This window comes from Mycobacterium sp. 1245111.1 (genome assembly GCF_001673405.1).
Taxonomy (GTDB): domain Bacteria; phylum Actinomycetota; class Actinomycetes; order Mycobacteriales; family Mycobacteriaceae; genus Mycobacterium.
The window spans coordinates 48,625-69,166 of record NZ_LZLV01000067.1; the positions used below are offsets into that span (position 1 = coordinate 48,625).

The window sequence follows — 20,542 nt, forward strand, 5'->3', positions numbered from 1 at the left end:
CCCCTTCGCCTGGTGCCTAGTTCTGGTGGGACTGTTGACGCTTCTCGGCCGTTTCGGCTCCCGCGCGAGCCGCCTCAGCCTCGGCTTCCTTTTTCGCGGCGTCGCGCTGGGCCTGCGCCTTGTCCTGTTGGGCTTCGCCCTCTTCCTCGAGGTCCTTGTTACCGACCACACTGCCGATGGCCTCTTTGGTCAGGCCCTTGGCACCCTCGACAACGCCCTTGATTGCTTCTTCAGGTCCGCTCTTGTTGTCGTCAGACATGGATCCTCCTCGTTGCTGTCATGTCCACCGGCCGGCTGGACCGGTTGCGGGCGAAACCCCCGTCGCGCCGCGTGTCCTTCATTCCCCCGGGGCCGCGCGGCCAAACCTTGTGTGACGGAGCCTCCGGCGTTTGGGTTTCAGAGGTCCGGGTATGCGAGCCGCAATGTCTGCGTCGTTGTGGCTCGCGAATAGGAACGGTCAACGCCAATCATCGGATCTCGGAGATCCGACGGCCGATGTGGTGGTCGTCGGGGCGGGCATCACTGGGCTCGTGACAGCGGTGCTCCTGGCCCGGTCGGGAAAGAACGTCTTGGTGCTCGAGGCCCGCACGGCAGGAGCGGTGACCACCGGCAACACCACCGGCAAGATCAGCCTGCTGCAGGGCGTCAACCTGTCGAAAATCCTTGCCCGCCATGGTCGCGACATCGCCCGTGACTACGTGCGCGGTAATCGCGAGGGCCAACAGTGGCTGCTGCGGTACTGCGAAACGCACGAGATTGCCGTCCAGCACGAGGACGCGTACACATACGCCCAATCCGCGAAGGAAGTGCCCGCCGCGCGTGCCGAGCTGCGCGCCACCCAACTCGCGGGATTGGACACCGAATGGGACGACGACGCCGGGGTGCCATTTCCCTATCACGGCGGTGTGCGGCTGGCCGATCAAGCGCAATTCGATCCAATGCCGTTGCTGGACAGTCTGGTTGACGAGCTCGGCGACCACGGGGGCCGGCTGGTAGAGCACTGCCGCGTGCGCTCGGTGTCGCAGCACCGCGACCGCGTGAAGCTGACCGTGCACACCGCGGAGGGCGAGTTGGACGTCGACGCCGGCCAGTGTGTGTTGGCCACCGGCATCCCGATCCTGGATCGCGGCGGATTCTTCGCGAGGTTGAAACCGAGCAGGTCCTACTCGTTCGCCTTCGACGTTCCCGGTTCGATCACCCGACCGATGTTCATCTCTGCCGGCTCGCCGACGCGCTCGGTGCGGTATGCCCCGTTCGACGGCGGCGAGAAGCTGATCGTCGACGGTGCCGGTCATACGGTGGGCCGCAAGAGTCCCACCGCCGAACTCGACGAACTGTCCTCGTGGGCGCAGAAGCACTACCCGGGAGCGGTCGTCACGCACCGATGGTCGGCGCAGGACTACACGCCGATTGATCGGCTGCCCTATGTGGGGTCGATTCTGCCTGGCAATGAAAAAATCTACGTCGCAACGGGTTTCAACAAGTGGGGACTGAGTGCCGGCGTGGCCGCCGCGTTGGTGCTCAGCGGCCGGATCCTCGACGGGCAGATCGATTGGGCGCGGGCATTTGCCGCATGGAGCCCGCACGAGGTGACCGGCATTACCACCGCGCTGCAGGCCAATCTCGAAGTCGGCTTCCACATGACCAAGGGCTGGCTCACCCCGATCGCCCGGTCTCGGTCGTCGGTGCCAGAGGACGGCGGCGTCGTCAGCGGCCTGCCGTGGCACCTGCAGGCTCGCAGCTCGGTCGACGGGGTGCAGCGCGAGGTGTCGCCGGTCTGTCCGCACCTCGGCGGCATCGTGAATTGGAACGACGCCGACAAGGCCTGGGAATGTCCACTCCATGGGTCGCGCTTCGCGCCGGACGGCACGCTCCTGGAAGGACCGGCCACGCGCGGTCTCACTCCCTCGTCTTCCTGACCCTCAACCGCGTCGGGCGCCGACCGCGACAAAGCCGTCGACTCCCGGGACGCACGCTCAGGCGATGAGGCAGGATGGACCCGGCTGTTTTGGGGACAGCCGTGTGGGGACAGCTGGAGGGCGTCCTCCAGCGCGAGGAGTCAGATGACCGAGCAGGGTACCAACGGCGCCGAGTCGTCGAACCGGCCCAAGTACACCCGAGTGCTGCTCAAGCTCGGCGGCGAGATGTTCGGCGGGGGATCGGTGGGTCTGGATCCCGACGTCGTCGCGCTGGTCGCCCGCCAGATCGCCGAAGTCGTCCGAACCGGCGTTCAGGTCGCCGTGGTGATCGGCGGCGGCAACTTCTTCCGCGGCGCGCAATTGCAGCAGCGCGGCATGGAGCGCACCCGCTCGGACTACATGGGCATGCTCGGAACCGTCATGAACAGCCTTGCGCTGCAAGACTTTCTGCAAAAAGAAGGCATCGACACCCGCGTCCAGACGGCGATCACGATGGGCCAGGTCGCTGAGCCCTACATCCCGCTGCGAGCCCAGCGGCACCTGGAGAAGGGACGCGTCGTCATCTTCGGCGCCGGTATGGGCCTGCCGTACTTCTCGACGGACACCACCGCCGCACAGCGCGCCCTGGAGATCGGCGCCGAGGTGGTACTGATGGCCAAGGCCGTCGACGGCGTATTCGCCGAGGACCCGCGGGTGAACCCGGCAGCGGAACTGTTCACCGCGATCACCCACCGGGAAGTCATCGAGCGCGGCTTGCAGGTGGCCGATGCCACCGCGTTCAGCTTGTGCATGGACAATCGCATGCCGATTCTGGTTTTCAACCTGCTGACCGACGGCAATATCGCTCGGGCCGTTGCAGGTGAGAAAATCGGAACTCTGGTTACCACGTGAAGGGAGCGGCGAAATGATTGACGAGACTCTCTTCGACGCCGAAGAGAAGATGGAAAAGGCTGTAGGGGTGAGTCGAGACGACCTGTCGACGATCCGGACCGGGCGGGCCAACCCCAGCATGTTCAACCGCATCGTCATCGACTATTACGGTGCTGCCACCCCGATCACCCAGCTGGCCAGCATCAACGTCCCCGAGGCGCGGCTGGTCGTGATCAAGCCCTACGAAGCCGGCCAGCTCGGAAACATCGAAGCCGCCATCCGCAACTCGGACCTCGGGGTAAACCCCACCAACGACGGCACGCTGATCCGGGTCGCGGTACCGCAGCTGACCGAGGAACGCCGTCGCGAGCTGGTCAAGCAGGCCAAAGCCAAGGGCGAGGACGCCAAGGTGTCGGTGCGCAACATCCGCCGCAAGGCGATGGAAGAACTGAACCGCATCCGTAAGGACGGCGAAGCCGGTGAGGACGAGGTGTCACGCGCGGAGAAGGACCTGGACAAGGCCACTCATCAGTACGTGACGCAGATCGACGACCTGGTCAAGCACAAGGAAGGCGAGTTGCTGGAGGTCTAGCGGCCGCTCAGCAGACGACGTCCGTGGCAGAGACCGATACCGGCGCAGACATCCCGGCCGGGGATGCGGTGGCGCAGCCCCCGAAGAAGTCGCGGGCCGGCCGCAACCTGCCGGCGGCGATCGCGGTAGGCGCGATGCTGGCGTTCGCCATCGTCGCAATCCTGATTTGGGACCGCTACCTCTGGGTTCTGCTGCTCGCCGTCGCAATGCCGATCGCTACGCACGAGGTGGTGCGCCGGCTGCGCGAGGCCGGTTACCTGATCCCGGTCATTCCGCTGCTGGTCGGCGGCGAAGCCATGGTCTGGTTGGCGTGGTACCAGCATGCGTACGGTCTGGTGGTGGCCTTTGGCGCCACCGCGGTGGTCTGCATGTTCTGGCGATTGGCACTCGGCTCGACCACCGCGCCGCACGGGTCGACCGATTCGCCGTCGGGCAACTACCTCCGCGACGTCGCGGCGACCGTCTTCCTCGCCGCCTGGGTGCCGCTGTTCGGTTCGTTCAGCGTGCTGCTGGCATTTCCGTCGGACGGCTCCGGTCGGGTGTTTTGCCTGATGATCGGCGTCGTCGCCTCGGATGTCGGCGGCTATGCCGTGGGTGTGTTGTTCGGCAAGCACCCGATGGTCCCGACGATCAGCCCGAAGAAGTCATGGGAAGGCCTGACCGGATCGCTGTTCTTCGGGATCACCGCGGCCACGCTGACCGCGACCCTGCTGGCCCACCGGCCGGTGTGGGTCGGCCTGCTGCTCGGTTTGATGATCGTGGCCACTGCGACGCTCGGCGACCTGGTGGAATCGCAGATCAAGCGCGACCTGGGCATCAAGGACATGGGCCGGATCCTGCCCGGCCACGGGGGCCTGATGGACCGGCTGGATGGAGCGCTGCCGTCGGCGGTCGCCACCTGGACCGTGCTGACCCTGCTGCACTGAGGGCTGCCGTGAAGCAAGAGTTGGTTTTCGAAGCGCCTCGGCGCGCGCTGCCGCCGCGCCATTTGGCTGACCTCGACGACGCCGCCTGCGCCGAGGCCGTCGCCGCACTCGGTTTGCCGGCGTTTCGCGCCAAGCAGTTGGCGAATCAGTACTACGGCCGGCTGATCGCCGATCCGCAGCAGATGACCGACCTGCCGGCCGCCGTTCGCGGGCAAGTGGCCGAGGCGCTGTTTCCGACGTTGCTCACCGCGGCCCGCGAAATCGGTTGCGACGCCGGCGAAACCCGCAAGACGCTGTGGCGGGCGGCCGACGGGACCACCTTCGAGTCGGTGCTGATGCGCTACCCGAAGCGCAACACGGTGTGCATCTCCTCGCAGGCCGGCTGCGGCATGGCCTGCCCGTTCTGCGCGACCGGCCAGGGTGGGCTGACCCGCAACCTGTCGACCGCCGAGATCGTCGAGCAGGTGCGTTCGGCGGCGGCGACGCTGCGCGACGAGTGGGGTCCTGCCAGTCGGCTGTCCAACATCGTGTTCATGGGCATGGGGGAGCCGCTGGCCAACTACACCCGGGTGCTGGCAGCGGTGCGTCGCATCATCGGTCCGGCTGAGAAAGGCGCCGGCTTCGGCATCTCGGCTCGCGCGGTGACGGTATCGACGGTCGGACTGGCGCCGGCCATCCGGAAACTCGCCGACGAGCGACTCGGCGTGACGCTGGCACTCTCGCTGCACGCCCCGGACGACGAGCTACGCGACACCCTGGTACCGGTCAACAACCGCTGGAAGGTCAGTGAGGCGCTGGATGCCGCGCACTACTACGCCGAGCAGACCGGTCGACGGGTGTCGGTGGAGTACGCGCTGATTCGTGACGTCAACGACCAGCCGTGGCGCGCGGATCTGCTGGGCAAGCGACTGCACCGGGCGTTGGGGCCGCTGGTCCACGTGAATCTGATTCCGCTGAACCCGACGCCGGGCAGCGAATGGGATGCCAGCCCTAAACCCGTCGAGCGGGAATTCGTTCGGCGAGTCCGCGCGGCCGGGGTGGCCTGCACGGTCCGTGACACCCGCGGCCGTGAGATCGCCGCCGCGTGCGGTCAGCTCGCTGCCGACGGCTAACTGCCGCTGGTGAACCGGACCAGCGCCATCCACGTCAACACTTGTATGAGAGTCCAGTTCTTGCTCAACAGGTTGGTGCTCGGCGTGGCGGTGGTCGCTGTGATTTTCGGGCTGAGCGGTGCGCCGCGGGCGTTGGCGGCCGACGAGCGTTTGCAGTTCAGCGGGACCACGCTGTCCGGTGCGCCCTTCAACGGTGGAGCCTTGCAGGGTAAGCGCTCTGTGCTGTGGTTCTGGACGCCGTGGTGCCCGTTCTGCAATGCAGAGGCTCCGGGGCTGAGCCAGGTGGCCGCCGCAAACCCGCGCGTCACCTTTGTGGGCGTCGCTGCGCACTCGGACACCGGGGCGATGCAGAACTTCGTGTCGAAGTACCGCCTGAACTTCACCATGGTCAACGACGCCGACGGATCGATCTGGGCCCGCTACAACGTGCCGTGGCAGCCGGCGTGGGTGTTCTACAACTCCGACGGGACGTCCGCATTCGTGAACAACCCGACTGCGGCGATGTCGCAACAGGAGTTGTCCGATCGGGTGACGGCGCTGAAGTAGGCGATGGACCGGGGGCTGATCGGTTTGGCGTTCGCCGCCGGATTGGTCGCGGCGCTGAATCCGTGCGGTTTTGCCATGCTGCCCGCCTACCTGGTTCTCGTGGTGCGGGGGGAAGGCAGCACGCCGACGGCATTGGCTGCGATCACCCGGGCGTTGGCGGCAACCGCCGGAATGGGCCTGGGGTTTCTGACGGTGTTCGGGCTGTTCGGGGCGCTCACCATATCGGCGGGTGCCACCGTGCAGCACTATCTGCCCTATCTCGTCGTGGGGATCGGCATTGTGCTTGTCGCCCTAGGCATTTGGCTTTTCTCGGGCCGAGAGCTGACGCTGTTGACCCGCGGCCTTCCGGGTGGTCGATGGGCTCCGACGGCTCGGCTGGGGTCGATGTATGGCTACGGCGTGAGCTACGCGATCGCCTCGCTGTCTTGCACCGTCGGCCCCTTCCTGGCGGTCACCGCTGCCGGTCTGCGCCGCGGCTCGCCGATCGGGAGCGCGTCGATCTACCTCGCTTATATCGCGGGGCTCACCCTGGTCGTCGGCGTACTGGCCGTCGCCGCCGCGCTGGCGACGACGGCGGTGGTGAATCGGCTGCGGCGAATCTTGCCGTACGTCAACCGCATCAGCGGCGCGCTGCTGGTCCTCGTTGGGCTGTATGTCGGCTACTACGCCCTCTACGAGCTGCGGCTGCATACCGCGCACGCCCTGCCGTCCGATGCGTTGCTCGGAACAGCCGGCCGCCTCCAAGGCGGGCTCGCAGGCTGGGTGCACCAACATGGCGCATTGCCGTGGGTCCTGGTCTTCGCGGTGGTGGTGACGTGTGCGCTGGCCGGCACCTGGTATCGACGTGCGCGGCGTGGCGGCCACGCACCAGATTGACGCTGCCTACTTGAGCCAGCCGCGGCGGCGGCCCCACATGTCGCGCACCAGGACGAAGACGCCGAGCAGCGCGAAGCCGATAACCCACAGGTCCTCGACATGGCCGACGTGGTTACCGCGCAAGAACGCCACCAGCAACCCGATCATCAGGAGGCCGTAGACGTGCCAGTTGCGGTGGCTGACCTTGCTCCAACCCCAGGCAGCCGACGGCACCTCGGCGACGTCGACACCGTTGACGTGACCGCCTGTGCGCTCCACCTCGGTACCGGCCACGGCTAACTCCTCGGGTTGGGGTTGGGATGCACGCACATTCTGGCACACGGACCGCGGCCGGAGATTCGTCGGTCGCGCCGGTGGCGCGGCACAATGAGTGGGTGTCGAACCGCGATCGCCTCGTCGAGCGTGAAGCTGGCCGCACGCTCGGCAACAAGCGCCGCCTCAAGACCCTGGTGCTGGGCAGCACCGGCTCTATCGGCACCCAGGCGCTCGAGGTCATCGCCGCCAACCCGGACCGCTTCGAGCTGGTGGGCCTCGCCGCCGGGGGTGGGAATGCGGATCTGCTGGCCCAGCAGCGCGCCGAGACCGGGGTGTCCAACCTCGCCGTCGCCGACGAACGCGCTGCGCAGGCGATCGGCCACGTCACCTTCAGCGGACCCGACGCCGCGACCCGGCTGATCGAGAACACCGAGGCCGACGTGGTGCTGAACGCGCTGGTCGGCGCGATCGGTCTGCAGCCGACGCTCACCGCGCTGGCCTCCGGCTCCCGACTGGCGCTGGCGAACAAGGAGTCGCTGATCGCGGGCGGGCCGCTGGTGCTGGCCGCCGCGCAGCCGGGCCAGATCGTGCCGGTGGACTCCGAACACTCCGCGCTGGCGCAGTGTCTGCGCGCCGGCAGCGCCGACGAAGTCGCCAAGCTGGTGCTCACCGCCTCCGGTGGGCCGTTCCGCGGCTGGTCAGCCGCCCAGCTCGAGCACGTCACCCCCGAGCAGGCCGGCGCCCACCCGACCTGGTCGATGGGGCCGATGAACACGCTGAACTCCGCGTCGCTGGTCAACAAGGGCCTCGAGCTCATCGAGGCGCACCTGCTGTTCGGCGTCCCGTACGACCGCATCGACGTCGTCGTGCACCCGCAGTCGATCGTGCATTCGATGGTCACGTTCACCGATGGCTCGACGATCGCCCAGGCCAGCCCGCCGGACATGAAACTGCCGATCGCGCTGGCCCTGGGCTGGCCGGACCGGGTGCCCGCCGCCGCGCCGGCCTGCGACTTCGCCGCCGCGTCGACGTGGGAGTTCGAGCCGCTCGACGACGACGTCTTCCCGGCAGTGGCGTTGGCTCGCCAGGCCGGGGAGACCGGCGGTTGCATGACCGCCGTCTACAACGCCGCCAACGAAGAAGCAGCCGAGGCATTCCTGGCCGGTCGGATCGGTTTTCCAGCCATCGTGCAAACAATCGCCGAGGTCCTGAGCGCCGCCGACCGGTGGGCCGCAGAACCCGCTACCGTGGAAGACGTACTCGACGCGCAGCGCTGGGCCCGCGAGCGCGCGCGTAGTGCGATCACACAGGAGGTTTCACCGGTTCGATGATGTTCGTAATCGGCATCGTGCTGTTTGCCCTCGCCATCCTCATATCGGTGGCGTTGCACGAATGCGGCCACATGTGGGCCGCCCTGGGCACCGGGATGAAGGTGCGGCGTTACTTCGTGGGCTTCGGCCCGACCCTGTGGTCGACCCGTCGCGGCGAAACCGAATACGGCCTCAAGGCGATCCCGGCGGGCGGGTTCTGCGACATCGCCGGCATGACGTCGGTCGAAGAACTGCAGCCCGACGAGCGCGACCGCGCGATGTACAAGCAGAAGACCTGGAAACGCGTCGCCGTGCTGTTCGCCGGGCCGGGCATGAACTTCGTCATCGGCCTGATCCTGATCTACGCCATCGCGGTCACCTGGGGGCTGCCCAACCTGCACCCCACCGCGGTCATCGGCCAAACATCCTGTGCGGCAAGCGAGATCAAGCAGGGTGACTTCGAGAAGTGCAGCGGCGACGGGCCGGCCGCCCTCGCCGGAATTCGTGCCGGTGACGTCGTGCTCAACGTCAACGGCACCCCGGTGACCGACTTCTCCGACATGGCCGGCGTCGTGCAGAAACTGCACGGCACCGTGCCCGTCGTCATCAAGCGCGACGGCCAGACCATGACCAAGTACGTCGACATCGCCCAGAAACAGCGCTGGGTGACCAGCGGCAAGAACAGCACCCCGAAGCCGGCGACCATCGGCGTGATGGGAGTGGTCGGCACCCCGGCCGGACCCACCCACTACAACCCGGTCAGCGCGGTACCGGGCACCCTGAGTTTCACCGGCAACCTGACCGTGCTGCTGGGCAAGTCGCTGGTCGCCATTCCGACCAAGGTCGGCGCCCTGATCCACGCGATCGGTGGCGGCGAGCGTTCCCTCGACACCCCGATCAGCGTCGTCGGCGCGAGCATCATCGGCGGAGACACCGTGGATCACGGCGTCTGGATGGCGTTCTGGCTGTTCCTGGCGCAGTTGAACTTCATCCTCGGCGTGATCAACCTGGTGCCGCTGCTGCCGTTCGACGGCGGCCACATCGCCATCGCGCTGTACGAGAAGCTGCGCAACGTGATTCGGTCGGCCCGCGGCAAAGTCGCAGCGGCGCCAGTGAACTACCTCAAGCTGATGCCGGCAACCTACGTAGTGTTGGTTCTGGTGGTCGGCTACATGCTGTTGACGGTGACCGCAGACGTGGTCAACCCGATCCGGCTGTTCCAGTAGGGAGAAGGCAAACAGTGACCACAGGTCTGGGTATGCCGGCAGCGCCGGCGCCCACGCTGGCACCGCGCCGCAAGACGCGACAGTTGATGGTCCGAGACGTCGGCGTGGGAAGCGATCACCCGATTTCGGTGCAGTCGATGTGCACCACCAAGACCCACGACGTCAACTCGACTCTGCAGCAGATCGCCGAGTTGACCGCTGCCGGCTGCGACATCGTGCGGGTGGCGTGCCCGCGTCAGGAAGACGCCGACGCACTCGCCGCGATCGCCAAGAAGAGCCAGATCCCGGTGATCGCGGACATCCACTTCCAGCCGAAGTACATCTTCGCCGCGATCGACGCCGGCTGCGCCGCGGTCCGGGTAAACCCCGGCAACATCAAGGAATTCGACGGCCGAGTCGGCGAGGTCGCGAAAGCCGCTGGCGCAGCGGGCATTCCGATCCGCATCGGAGTCAACGCCGGCTCGCTGGACAAGCGGTTCATGGAGAAGTACGGCAAGGCGACACCCGAGGCGCTGGTCGAGTCGGCGCTGTGGGAGGCCTCCCTGTTCGAGGAGCACGGGTTCTCCCAAATCAAGATCAGCGTCAAGCACAACGACCCGGTCGTGATGGTCGCGGCCTACGAGCAACTCGCCGCCCAGTGCGACTACCCGCTGCACCTGGGCGTCACCGAGGCCGGTCCGGCTTTCCAGGGCACCATCAAGTCCGCCGTCGCGTTCGGTGCGCTGCTGTCCCGGGGCATCGGCGACACCATCCGTGTCTCGCTGTCTGCGCCGCCGGTCGAGGAAGTCAAGGTCGGCACCCAGATCCTGGAGTCGCTGAACCTGCGGCCGCGTGGGCTGGAGATCGTGTCGTGTCCGTCGTGCGGGCGCGCACAGGTCGACGTCTACAGCCTGGCCAACGAGGTCACCGCCGGCCTGGACGGACTCGACGTCCCGCTGCGGGTGGCCGTGATGGGCTGCGTCGTCAACGGGCCGGGGGAGGCCCGCGAGGCTGATCTCGGTGTGGCCTCCGGCAACGGCAAGGGGCAGATCTTCGTCCGCGGCGAGGTGATCAAGACCGTGCCGGAGGCGCAGATTGTCGAGACGTTGATCGAAGAGGCAATGCGATTGGCTAACGAGACGGGCGCTGAAGGGTCAACGGCGAGCGGTTCGCCGGTTGTGACCGTAAGCTGACGTTGGCCTGATCCGGCCGCACAATTCGTCGCAGAAAGAGTCAGTATGTCGGCTCCGCCCATCCGCCGCGTCAGCGAGCGACGGGTGTCTGTTGTCCGCGACGGCGCCTCGGTGCGCAAGGTCTTCGACGACGACCCGGTGGGGTCGTGCATGGTGGCCGCCCGGGTGGCCGATCACGGGATGGATCCCAACTCGATCGGCGGGGAGCTGTGGACGCGCCGCGGGCCCGACGAGTCGCTGTGTTACGCCGGCGCCAACCTGATCCCATTGCGCGGCCGGCTGGGCGACCTGTACGCGTTCGCCGATGCCGCACTGACCGGGTCACGACGCTGCTCGTCGCTCGTCGGGCGCGCCGAGTTGGTGATGCCGATGTGGCAGCGCCTCGAGCCGGCCTGGGGGCCGGCCCGCGACGTGCGTGGTAATCAGCCGTTGATGGCACTGACCACGATGCCGACCTGTGCGATCGATCCTGGTGTGCGGCAGGTCAAGCCGGACGAACTCGACACCTATCTGGTGGCGGCGGTCGACATGTTCATCGGCGAGGTGGGTGTCGATCCCCGACTCGGCGATGGCGGGCGCGGCTACCGGAGACGCGTCGCCAGCCTGATCGCGGCCGGACGGGCGTGGGCCCGCTTCGAAAACGGTGAGGTGGTGTTCAAGGCCGAGGTCGGCTCGCAGTCGCCGACGGTCAGCCAGATCCAAGGCGTCTGGGTGCACCCCGAGTGGCGCGGCCGAGGACTCGGAACCGCGGGCACGGCGACGTTGTCGGCGGTGATCGTTGGCACCGGCCGCACGGCCAGCCTCTATGTGAACGACTTCAACACGGTCGCGCGGGCCACCTACGACCGCATCGGCTTCACCGAGATCGGCACCTTCGCGACGGTTCTGCTGGACTGATCGGATCGCGCTTTCGCGACACGTAAACGTCTGCGAAGGCGCGCCGGTCCGCGTCGCAAGGCCTTAAGTCTCGGCACTGCAACGATTCGATCTCGGTGCGCCTACGCCCGACCGGAGGCAAAATTTCTTAACATCAGCCACAATGGCAACAAAATTAACAGTGGCATCAGCCGCCACAGTCGCGGTCCTGGTCACGACTACCGCGGTGTCGGCTTGCACGCCGAAGCAGGAGGGGCCCGCGCCGGCCGCCCAGAAGTTCTTCGCCGCGCTGTCCACCGGCGACACGGGAGCAGCGGCCGACCTCAGCGATAACCCGAGCGACGCCCGCGAAGCACTCAATGCGGCGTGGGCCGGGCTGCAGGCCAGCCATCTCGACACCCAGATCACCGGATCGAAGTACGCCGAGGACACCGGCTCGGTCAGCTACCGCTACACCTGGCACCTGCCGAAGAACCGGACCTGGACATACGACGGCAAGCTGAAAATGGCTCGCTACGAAGGTCGTTGGCAAGTCCGCTGGAGCAGCACCGATCTGCATCCCCGCCTTGGCGAGCATCAGACGCTGGTGCTGCGAGCCGATCCGCCGAAGCGTGCCTCGGTCAACGAAGTCGGGGGCACGGACGTCTTGGCGCCCGGCTACCTGTACCACTACACGCTGGACGCGTCCAAGGCCGGCGCCTTCCTGATCAGCTCCGCCCGCTCGGTGGTCGACGCGTTGCACCCCTTCGACGACGCGATCAACGACCCGCAGCGGTTGGCCGAGCAGGCCAGCGGCACCGGTAAGCCCGTCGACCTGATCACCCTGCGCACCGACGACAACAACCGCGTCGCCCCGGTCCTCAACAGCCTGCCCGGCGTGGTGATCACGCCGCAGGCCGACTTGCTGCCGACCGATTACCACTTCGCCCCGGCCCTGATCAGTCAGGTCAAGAAGGCGGTGATCGAGCAGCTCGACGGCGAGTCTGGGTGGCGCGTGGTCAGCATCAACCAGAACAACGTCGATCTGGCTGTGCTGCACGAGGTTCCGCCGTCACCGGCCCCGTCGGTGTCGATCAGTCTGGACCGGGCCGTGCAGAACGCCGCGCAGCACGCGGTCGACAACCAAGGCCGTCAGGCGATGATCGTGGTAATCAAGCCTTCGACGGGCGAGATCCTTGCCGTCGCACAGAATTCCGCGGCCGACGCGATCGGCCCCCTTGCCACCACCGGCCTCTACCCACCGGGGTCGACGTTCAAGATGGTCACCGCGGGTGCGGCGCTCGAGCGCGATATGGCAAGTCCCAACACGCTTTTGGGCTGCCCAGGCCACCTGGAAATCGGGCAGCGCGTTATACCCAACTACGGCGGATTCGATCTCGGCGTGGTCCCGATGTCGCGCGCCTTTGCCAGTTCGTGCAACACCACCTTCGCCGAACTGGCCAGCCAAATGCCGCCGCGAGGTCTGGCCCAGGCCGCCTACCAGTACGGCATCGGGCTGGACTACCAGATCGACGGCATCAACACGGTCACCGGATCGGTGCCACCGACCGTCGATTTGTCCGAGCGCACCGAGGACGGCTTCGGCCAGGGCAAGGTGCTGGCCTCTCCGTTCGGAATGGCGATGGTCGCTGCGACGGTCGCGGCCGGAAAGACGCCGGTGCCCAAGCTGATTGAGGGACGCCCGACGACCGTCACCGGCGACACCACACCGATCACCGAGAAGATGATCGAGGGGTTGCGCCCGATGATGCGGCTCGTGGTGACCAACGGGACCGGTAAGGAGATCGCCGGCTGCGGCGAGGTGTACGGAAAGACCGGCGAGGCCGAGTTTCCCGGCGGGTCGCATTCCTGGTTCGCCGGCTACCGCGGCGACCTCGCCTTCGCGTCGTTGATCGTCGGGGGAGGCAGTTCGGAGTATGCGGTGCGGATGACCAAGTTCATGTTCGAGTCGATGCCCGCCGACTACCTGGCCTGAAACGCCTGAAAGGCGTTCAACCGCAATGGTTTAGACAAAGCTGTCGCCCGGCCGCGAGGGGCGACCGGGCGACAGGCTTTTTTCGCCGGGCGAGCGGACTCCAGGGGCTCTGGGGTGGCCCGCTGCTGGCTCGACGCATTGGCGTCCGAACCGGTGGGGAAGATTCCCCCGCCCCCACCGGTCCAGACCGCCACCTCAACGAGGTGGATTTGTGCGGATCAGGAGAACGGCTGTCCCACGAGAATGTCGATCAGCGGAGTCAGCACGAAGTTCAGCCCCGTCGGCGTAAGCAGACCGTAGTCCAGACCGGTGGCGAGGTAGCCGAGGAAGCTGTCCGGAACGAGGTACGCGTCACCGCTGTTCACCACGGTGCCGATGATGTCATCCGAGGTCTGCAGGTAGAACGCGCTGGGGTCGATGGCGTAAATCAGGTTCGACAGCGCGTGCTCACTTGCGTTTTCCTCGAACGCTTGGATGGCAACGTTGAACGCCTCGTAGCCGCTCGGGTTCGACGCGAGCAATTCCAGGTCCAGAGCGTGGTTCGCGACGCCTTGCTCGCCAAGGGATCCGAACAGAACGGTGTAGTCATCGCCGGGAGCGTAGATGTCGGCGATCGGGTCACCAACGTCGGCGGTGGCCGTGCCCATGCCGAGCATCGCGGCGATGGCCGCGCCACCAAGTGCGGCCCCGATGGCTGTAAAATGCTTGTGACTCATGTGCGAGCCTCCTATCTAGGTGTCACTCCTTGTGGAAGTGGGGTTGCCGCCCCACTGCCGTTGGCTCGCACATGAGTCTTTCTCCCCCATGGCGGACGAGCCTTCGACGGATCGAAGCTTATAACAGTTCTTGGCCTGTGTTAAGCAAATTCCTAACAAAAATCTCAGGCGAAGCTATCGTCGCGTTAAGCCTCCTCTTACTCGCAGCTAGAGGCCATCGAGCGGTTAAGTAACCTAGTCAAACTCGCCTGTCCGAGTCCCCTTCAGGTTGTCGGATGGACGTCCAGGCCCGCGAAGCAGCAGTTCGGCGCGTTATGGAGTAGTCCTTAGTTGTTCACGGCGCCGAACGGAGATGCGCCGGATGGCCGACGCGCTTCGCAATCACTCCGGCCAAATATCCGGAAAATCAGACGTCAATTCCGAGATACCGAACTGATTGTCTGAGAAGTACCAACAATGGTTTTGACACTTTATCTAATAACGTCGATAGCGTTAACAAGGTCAATACAATTCGCGATAGGTGAACGCCTCGGTGCAATTCGCGCGCAGAAGCGGTCCATACGAGCCTCATGTCTCGTGCTTCTGGGATCAACTAGGCCCCTCACCAGGGCACTTGCCCAGCGGGCCTCGTCGGCGACTGACGGCGGTAGATTGATATCGCCATGACACGTCCCGATGAACTGTCCGAGCTGCGCGTCTCCGATGCCGACCGCAACGGCACCCTGCGGCGCCTGCACAACGCAGTCGCCCTGGGGTTGATCGACATCGGGGAGTTCGAGGAACGATCCACGCACGTCTCCTATGCCCGAACCCGCAATGAGCTCGACAGCCTGGTCGGCGACCTGCCCGGGCCTGGGGCGATCGTCACCTCTGCGGCCGACCGCGTCGAGTTGCGGGGCTGGGCCGGATCGCTCAAGCGGCACGGCGAATGGACCGTCCCCACTCGGTTGGCGCTGGTGCGCCGCATGGGCTCGGTCGAACTCGATCTCGTCAAGGCCAGATTCGCCGGGCCCGTTGTCGTGATCGAACTCGACATGCGATTCGGTTCGGTCGAGATTCGATTGCCAGAGGGCGCCAGCGCATCCATCGACGACGTCGAGGTATACGGCGGCAGCGCCAGCGACAGGCGCAAGGTCGCGCCCGCTGAGGGGACGCCGCACGTGGTGTTGACCGGGCGGGTCGTGTGCGGCTCGGTCAAGGTCAAGGGCCCGCGCCGCTCGTTGATGCGTCGCCGCGGCCGCTCCTGAACGGATACCCTGAACAACATGCCTGTTCGTTCCGCCCTGTCCGCCGGCGTGGTGTCGCCGCCGCTTCCGGTGCCCACGTCGATCGAACGCCCGGAATACGTCGGCAAGGCGACCGCCAAGGAGGGCACCGAGCCCTGGGTCCAAACACCTGAGGTGATCGAGAAGATGCGGGTCGCCGGTCGGATCGCGGCCCGGGCGCTCGCCGAGGCGGGTAAGGCCGTCGCGCCCGGCGTCACCACCGATGCCCTCGACCGCATCGCCCACGACTACATGATCGACCACGGCGCCTACCCGTCGACGTTGGGCTACAAGGGTTATCCCAAATCGTGCTGCACATCGCTGAATGAGGTGATCTGCCACGGCATCCCGGACTCGACGGTGATCGAAGACGGTGACATCGTCAACATCGACGTCACGGCCTACATCGACGGCGTCCACGGCGACACCAACGCCACGTTCCTGGCCGGCGACGTCTCCGAGGAGCACCGGCTGCTCGTCGAGCGCACCCACGAGGCCACCATGCGGGCGATCAAAGCCGTCAAACCGGGCCGCGCCCTCTCCGTCGTTGGCCGTGTCATCGAGTCATACGCAAACCGGTTCGGCTACAACGTCGTTCGCGACTTCACCGGACACGGCATCGGCACCACCTTCCACAACGGGCTGGTGGTGCTGCACTACGACCAGCCCGCCGTCACCACCATCCTCGAGCCGGGGATGACGTTCACCATCGAACCGATGATCAACCTCGGATCGCTGGACTACGAGATCTGGGACGACGACTGGACCGTGGTCACCGCCGACCGCAAGTGGACCGCGCAATTCGAGCACACCCTGCTGGTCACCGATTCCGGCGCGGAGATTCTCACCCTGCCGTGAGCGGCGCGCTGCTGGTCGCCGGCACCACATCCGACGCGGGAAAATCGATGGTGGTCGCGGGTCTTTGCCGATTGTTGGCGCGCAAAGGAATTCGGGTCGCACCGTTCAAGGCGCAGAACATGTCGAACAACTCGGCGGTTACCGTCGAGGGCGGCGAGATCGGCCGGGCCCAGGCCATGCAGGCCCGCGCGGCCGGTCTGGCGCCCAGCGTGCGGTTCAACCCGATCCTGCTGAAGCCGGGCAGCGACATGACCTCGCAGCTGGTGATCAAGGGCCACGTGGCCGGCACGACCACCGCCGCAGGGTACTGGTCAGACCGCAACACGCTGTCGGAAATCGTGTACGACGAATTGGCCAAGTTGCGAACCGAATTCGATGCGGTGATCTGCGAGGGTGCCGGATCGCCGGCCGAAATCAACTTGCGGGCAACCGACTTGGTGAACATGGGCCTGGCTCGCGCGGCGAACCTTCCGGTTGTGATCGTGGGCGACATCGACCGCGGCGGCCTGCTCGCGCACCTGTTCGGCACCGTGGCGGTGCTCGCCCCGGAAGACCAGGCGCTGGTCGCCGGTTTCATCGTCAACAAATTCCGCGGCGACGTCTCGCTGCTGGAGCCGGGCCTGCGCCAACTCGCCGAACTGAGCGGCCGTCCCACCTATGGAGTGCTGCCCTACGCCGACGATCTGTGGCTCGACACCGAAGATGCCCTCCCGGTTCTGGCGCACCGCATCCTGGGCACACCGCGACCGCCCCAAGGCTCGCAATGGCTGCGTGTCGCGGTGCTGCGATTGCCGCGGATCTCCAACTCCACCGATGTCGAAGCCCTGGCCTGCGAACCCGGGGTGGTGGTGCGCTGGGTGCGAGAGCCGGCCGACCTGGCCGACACCGACGTGATCGTGCTGCCGGGCACCAAGGCCACCGTGGCTGACCTGGCCTGGCTGCGTGAGCGGGGGCTCGACGCGGCGATCCGTTCACACGTCAACGCGGGCCGCACCGTGTTGGGCATCTGCGGCGGTTTTCAGATGCTCTGCCGTTCGATCGACGACCCGGTCGAGAGTCGGTCCGGTCGTGTCGCGGCGTTGGGGCTTCTCGACGCCGACATCACGTTTGCAGCGGAGAAGGTGCTGCGTCGGCGCCAGGACTCACTGCATGGGTACGAGATTCACCATGGGCGGGTGCGCCGCTGCGCGGAGGACACCTGGTTCGAGATCGACGCCGAGCCCGAGGGATATCGGCGTGGCCACGTGTTCGGGACGCACTGGCACGGGTTATTCGACAACGATGACTTCCGCCGGCGCTGGCTGGCCGACGCCGCGACCGCCGCGGGCCGGGACGGGTTCGTCATTGCCGGTGATACCAACGTGGCAGCGCGGCGGGACGCCCAGCTAGATGTGATGGCCGATCTATTGGACGCGCATCTCGACGTCGACGCGGTCACCGGCTTGCTGGACGACGGCCCGCCGCGACGTTCGACGATCACTACCGCGCTGCGCTAAACGCGGCCAATGGCTGGTCCAATCAAGGGTTTTCGGCAAAGACGTCAATCGTTGTCGCAAGCGCTGCATACGAGTCCAATGTTGCGGACGCGTTTCCAACTGTCACTCGGCCATCGATCCAGCCGAAAACGTCCCGTGCGCGGGGGAATTCACTGTAATTTGCTGTAGTGCCTTCGACGATGATGACTACCGTCGACGGGTTTCCCATCCAGGTCTGCGACACCGGTCCGGAGAAGGGCTCCGTCGTGGTGCTGCTGTGTTCAGCCCAGCGGGCGCTGCCTGCCTACGACCCGGTGTGCGAGCGTCTGCACACCGCCTCGCTGCGCACGATCGCGATCGCCCCGGACCCCCGCCTGACACCGAAGTCGGTGGTGGGCATCCTCGACGTGCTCGACATCAGTTGGGGTGTGTTGGTCGGTGACCGCGACGGCGCCGAACTGGCGTGGGAGCTGGCAGCCACCCGGCTGGACCGCTTTACCGGTCTTGTGGTGATCGATCGGGGCCATCCGCGGGTCGCCGACCACGCCGGCGTCATCCGCGACGGCGACTGTCCACCGGTCGAGATCAACACCACCGCTTTGGTCAGCAACTCCGCGGCCCACTCGGTGGCTCAGGCCAGTCAGCGCTTCGTCTACGGCGACTACCGGGTGGTCGAGCTGCTCGGGCGACGCAACGCACACGAGTCGACGGCACAGCTGGCCGCCGAGATCGTCCTGCGCACCAGCACGTGGTGACCGATACCATCACGGCGTGACCCTGTCGCGCGAAGGGCTCGACCAACTCGTCGAAGCCGGTGATATCGACACGGTGATCGTCGCATTCAGCGACATGCAGGGCCGGCTGATGGGCAAGCGGGTCTCCGCCGCCTTCTTCGCCGACCAGGTCGCCGACGAGGGCGCTGAGTGCTGCAACTACCTGTTCGCCGTCGACGTCGACATGAACACCGTCAAGGGCTACGCGATGGCGGGTTGGGACAGCGGTTACGGCGACATGGTGATGAGGCCGGACCTGAGCACGCTGCGACGCATCCCATGGCTGCCCGGCACCGCGCTGGTGCTGGCCGATCTGCTGTGGCACGACGGCCGCCCCATCGAGCCGGCGCCGCGTCGCGTCTTGACACGTCAACTTGACCGCTTGCACCAGCACGGGTTACGGGCCTATGTCGCCACCGAGTTGGAATTCATGGTGTTCGACGACACCTACCGACAGGCCTGGGCCAACGGCTACCGCGACTTGACCCCGGCCAGCGACTACAACCTGGACTACGCGGTGATGGCCTCCAGCCGCATGGAACCGTTGCTGCGCGATATCCGGCGACACATGCAGGGTGCTGGCCTGCGGTGGGAAGCCGTCAAGGGGGAGTGCAACCTCGGCCAGCAGGAGCTGGGGTTCGGCTACGACGAGGCGTTGGTCACCTGCGACAACCACGGCATCTACAAGAACGGCGCCAAGGAGATCGCCGACCAGCACGGCAAGTCGCTGACGTTCATGTCGAAATACGATGAGCGCGAAGGCAACAGCTGCCACATCCACATGTCGCTGACGTCGTTGGACGGCTCCGCGGTGTTCGCCGAGGACAACGAACCGTTCGGCATGTCGCAGATGTTTCGCAGCTTTGTCGCGGGCCAGCTGGCCACGCTGCGCGAGCTGACGCTGTGCTATGCGCCGAACATCAACTCCTACAAGCGGTTTGCCGACCGCAGTTTCGCGCCGACTGCGGTGGCGTGGGGATTGGACAACAGGACGTGCGCCCTGCGCGTCGTCGGTCACGGTGACAGCATGCGAGTGGAATGCCGAGTTCCCGGCGGCGATGTCAACCAGTACCTGGCGGTCGCGGCGCTGATCGCCGGCGGCCTGCACGGAATCGAGCACCAACTTCTATTGCCCGAGCCATGTTCGGGCAACGCCTATCAACTTGCCGACGACGACGATTCCGGCCGGCTGCCCGGTACGCTGGCCGAAGCCACGACGCTGTTCGAAGCGTCGGCGGTCGCCCGGCAGGCGCTCGGCGATGCAGTGGTCGACCACTACGTCAACACCGCGCACGTCGAGTTGGCCGCGTTCAACAAGGCGGTCACCGACTGGGAGAGGGTTCGCGGGTTTGAGCGGTTCTAGACCTCCGGTTATCGGCCTGACCACCTATCTCACCCGCGCGCAAATGGGCGTCTGGGACGTGCGCGCCAGTTTCCTTCCCCAGGTGTACTTCAAGGGCGTGACGGACGCCGGCGGCGCGGCCGTCCTGCTGCCGCCGCAACCGGTCGACGCCGACATCGCCGAGCGCGTGCTCGACAGCCTGGACGGGCTGTTGATCACCGGCGGCAACGACGTCGACGCGGGTGCCTACGGTCAGCAGCCGCATCCGAACAACGACAAGCCTGCCCCCGAGCGCGACGACTGGGAATTCGCGCTGCTGCGGGGAGCGCTCGCGAGGAAGCTTCCGGTGCTGGGCATCTGTCGCGGCGCGCAGGTGCTCAACGTCGCGCTCGGCGGGACTCTGCACCAGCACCTACCCGACGTCATCGGGCACAGCGGACACCGAGCGGGCAACGCGG

Annotated in this window: 21 protein-coding genes; 18 read left to right on the forward strand and 3 right to left on the reverse strand. The window is 66.3% G+C overall.

Features of this window, described 5'->3' with window-relative positions; translation table 11 throughout:
- Positions 1 to 16: 16 nt before the first annotated feature.
- The gene (locus tag A5658_RS11565) at positions 17 to 259 is read right to left on the reverse strand and encodes a CsbD family protein (RefSeq protein WP_067334370.1); all 243 of its coding nucleotides are present in this window, start codon (positions 257 to 259) and stop codon (positions 17 to 19) included.
- A 163-nt stretch (positions 260 to 422) separates the two neighbouring features.
- On the opposite strand from A5658_RS11565, the gene A5658_RS11570 reads away from it, so the two are divergent.
- From A5658_RS11570 to A5658_RS11600, 7 genes are all read left to right on the forward strand, one after another.
- The gene (locus A5658_RS11570; RefSeq protein WP_067334373.1) at positions 423 to 1,919 is read left to right on the forward strand and encodes an FAD-dependent oxidoreductase; all 1,497 of its coding nucleotides are present in this window, start codon (positions 423 to 425) and stop codon (positions 1,917 to 1,919) included.
- Between the two features lie 144 nt (positions 1,920 to 2,063).
- A complete protein-coding gene (gene pyrH / locus A5658_RS11575; RefSeq protein ID WP_067334376.1) occupies positions 2,064 to 2,810 on the forward strand; it encodes a UMP kinase in 747 nt (248 codons plus the stop codon).
- A 13-nt stretch (positions 2,811 to 2,823) separates the two neighbouring features.
- Positions 2,824 to 3,381, forward strand: a complete 558-nt coding sequence (gene frr / locus A5658_RS11580; RefSeq protein WP_067334379.1) for a ribosome recycling factor — start codon at positions 2,824 to 2,826, stop codon at positions 3,379 to 3,381.
- 23 nt (positions 3,382 to 3,404) lie between these two features.
- On the forward strand, positions 3,405 to 4,307 hold the full coding sequence (locus A5658_RS11585) for a phosphatidate cytidylyltransferase (RefSeq protein ID WP_067334383.1): 903 nt from the start codon (positions 3,405 to 3,407) through the stop codon (positions 4,305 to 4,307).
- 8 nt (positions 4,308 to 4,315) lie between these two features.
- On the forward strand, positions 4,316 to 5,419 hold the full coding sequence (gene rlmN / locus A5658_RS11590; protein WP_067334386.1) for a 23S rRNA (adenine(2503)-C(2))-methyltransferase RlmN: 1,104 nt from the start codon (positions 4,316 to 4,318) through the stop codon (positions 5,417 to 5,419).
- A gap of 45 nt (positions 5,420 to 5,464) precedes the next feature.
- Positions 5,465 to 5,965, forward strand: a complete 501-nt coding sequence (locus tag A5658_RS11595) for a redoxin domain-containing protein (protein ID WP_067334453.1) — start codon at positions 5,465 to 5,467, stop codon at positions 5,963 to 5,965.
- 3 nt (positions 5,966 to 5,968) lie between these two features.
- Positions 5,969 to 6,841 (forward strand): cytochrome c biogenesis CcdA family protein, encoded by an 873-nt coding sequence (locus tag A5658_RS11600; RefSeq protein ID WP_067334389.1) that lies wholly within the window; start codon positions 5,969 to 5,971, stop codon positions 6,839 to 6,841.
- Positions 6,842 to 6,847: 6 nt separating this feature from the next.
- On the opposite strand, the gene A5658_RS11605 is transcribed toward A5658_RS11600, so the two are convergent.
- The gene (locus A5658_RS11605; RefSeq protein WP_067334397.1) at positions 6,848 to 7,114 is read right to left on the reverse strand and encodes a DUF2631 domain-containing protein; all 267 of its coding nucleotides are present in this window, start codon (positions 7,112 to 7,114) and stop codon (positions 6,848 to 6,850) included.
- A 101-nt stretch (positions 7,115 to 7,215) separates the two neighbouring features.
- On the opposite strand from A5658_RS11605, the gene dxr reads away from it, so the two are divergent.
- The 5 genes from dxr (at position 7,216) to A5658_RS11630 (ending at position 13,655) form a co-directional block, all read left to right on the forward strand.
- The gene (dxr, locus tag A5658_RS11610; RefSeq protein ID WP_067334457.1) at positions 7,216 to 8,427 is read left to right on the forward strand and encodes a 1-deoxy-D-xylulose-5-phosphate reductoisomerase; all 1,212 of its coding nucleotides are present in this window, start codon (positions 7,216 to 7,218) and stop codon (positions 8,425 to 8,427) included.
- Positions 8,424 to 9,632, forward strand: a complete 1,209-nt coding sequence (locus A5658_RS11615) for an RIP metalloprotease (RefSeq protein WP_067334400.1) — start codon at positions 8,424 to 8,426, stop codon at positions 9,630 to 9,632. Before dxr ends, A5658_RS11615 begins: the two co-directional genes overlap by 4 nt.
- A gap of 14 nt (positions 9,633 to 9,646) precedes the next feature.
- Positions 9,647 to 10,804 (forward strand): flavodoxin-dependent (E)-4-hydroxy-3-methylbut-2-enyl-diphosphate synthase, encoded by a 1,158-nt coding sequence (ispG, locus tag A5658_RS11620; protein ID WP_067334402.1) that lies wholly within the window; start codon positions 9,647 to 9,649, stop codon positions 10,802 to 10,804.
- 45 nt (positions 10,805 to 10,849) lie between these two features.
- On the forward strand, positions 10,850 to 11,701 hold the full coding sequence (locus A5658_RS11625; RefSeq protein ID WP_067334404.1) for a GNAT family N-acetyltransferase: 852 nt from the start codon (positions 10,850 to 10,852) through the stop codon (positions 11,699 to 11,701).
- Positions 11,702 to 11,843: 142 nt separating this feature from the next.
- Complete coding sequence (locus A5658_RS11630; protein ID WP_067334406.1) at positions 11,844 to 13,655, forward strand: penicillin-binding transpeptidase domain-containing protein; 1,812 nt, start codon at positions 11,844 to 11,846, stop codon at positions 13,653 to 13,655.
- 218 nt (positions 13,656 to 13,873) lie between these two features.
- Here the strand turns inward: A5658_RS11630 and A5658_RS11635 are convergent, their stop codons facing one another.
- The gene (locus A5658_RS11635; protein WP_067334417.1) at positions 13,874 to 14,371 is read right to left on the reverse strand and encodes a hypothetical protein; all 498 of its coding nucleotides are present in this window, start codon (positions 14,369 to 14,371) and stop codon (positions 13,874 to 13,876) included.
- 662 nt (positions 14,372 to 15,033) lie between these two features.
- Here A5658_RS11635 and A5658_RS11640 point away from each other — a divergent pair.
- The 6 genes from A5658_RS11640 to A5658_RS11665 form a co-directional block, all read left to right on the forward strand.
- On the forward strand, positions 15,034 to 15,618 hold the full coding sequence (locus A5658_RS11640) for a DUF1707 domain-containing protein (RefSeq protein ID WP_067334420.1): 585 nt from the start codon (positions 15,034 to 15,036) through the stop codon (positions 15,616 to 15,618).
- 18 nt (positions 15,619 to 15,636) lie between these two features.
- Positions 15,637 to 16,494: a type I methionyl aminopeptidase gene (map, locus tag A5658_RS11645; RefSeq protein WP_067334423.1), complete on the forward strand. Its 858-nt coding sequence runs from the start codon at positions 15,637 to 15,639 to the stop codon at positions 16,492 to 16,494.
- A complete protein-coding gene (locus A5658_RS11650; protein WP_067334427.1) occupies positions 16,491 to 17,990 on the forward strand; it encodes a cobyric acid synthase in 1,500 nt (499 codons plus the stop codon). Before map ends, A5658_RS11650 begins: the two co-directional genes overlap by 4 nt.
- A 182-nt stretch (positions 17,991 to 18,172) precedes the next feature.
- The gene (locus A5658_RS11655; RefSeq protein WP_067334460.1) at positions 18,173 to 18,724 is read left to right on the forward strand and encodes an alpha/beta hydrolase; all 552 of its coding nucleotides are present in this window, start codon (positions 18,173 to 18,175) and stop codon (positions 18,722 to 18,724) included.
- Positions 18,725 to 18,740: 16 nt separating this feature from the next.
- Positions 18,741 to 20,105 carry a glutamine synthetase family protein gene (locus A5658_RS11660; protein WP_067334430.1) on the forward strand — a complete coding sequence of 455 codons (1,365 nt, stop codon included), beginning with the start codon at positions 18,741 to 18,743 and terminating at the stop codon, positions 20,103 to 20,105.
- Positions 20,106 to 20,148: 43 nt separating this feature from the next.
- The coding region (locus tag A5658_RS11665; protein WP_231997284.1) for a gamma-glutamyl-gamma-aminobutyrate hydrolase family protein at positions 20,149 to 20,542 on the forward strand (394 nt) is incomplete at its 3' end.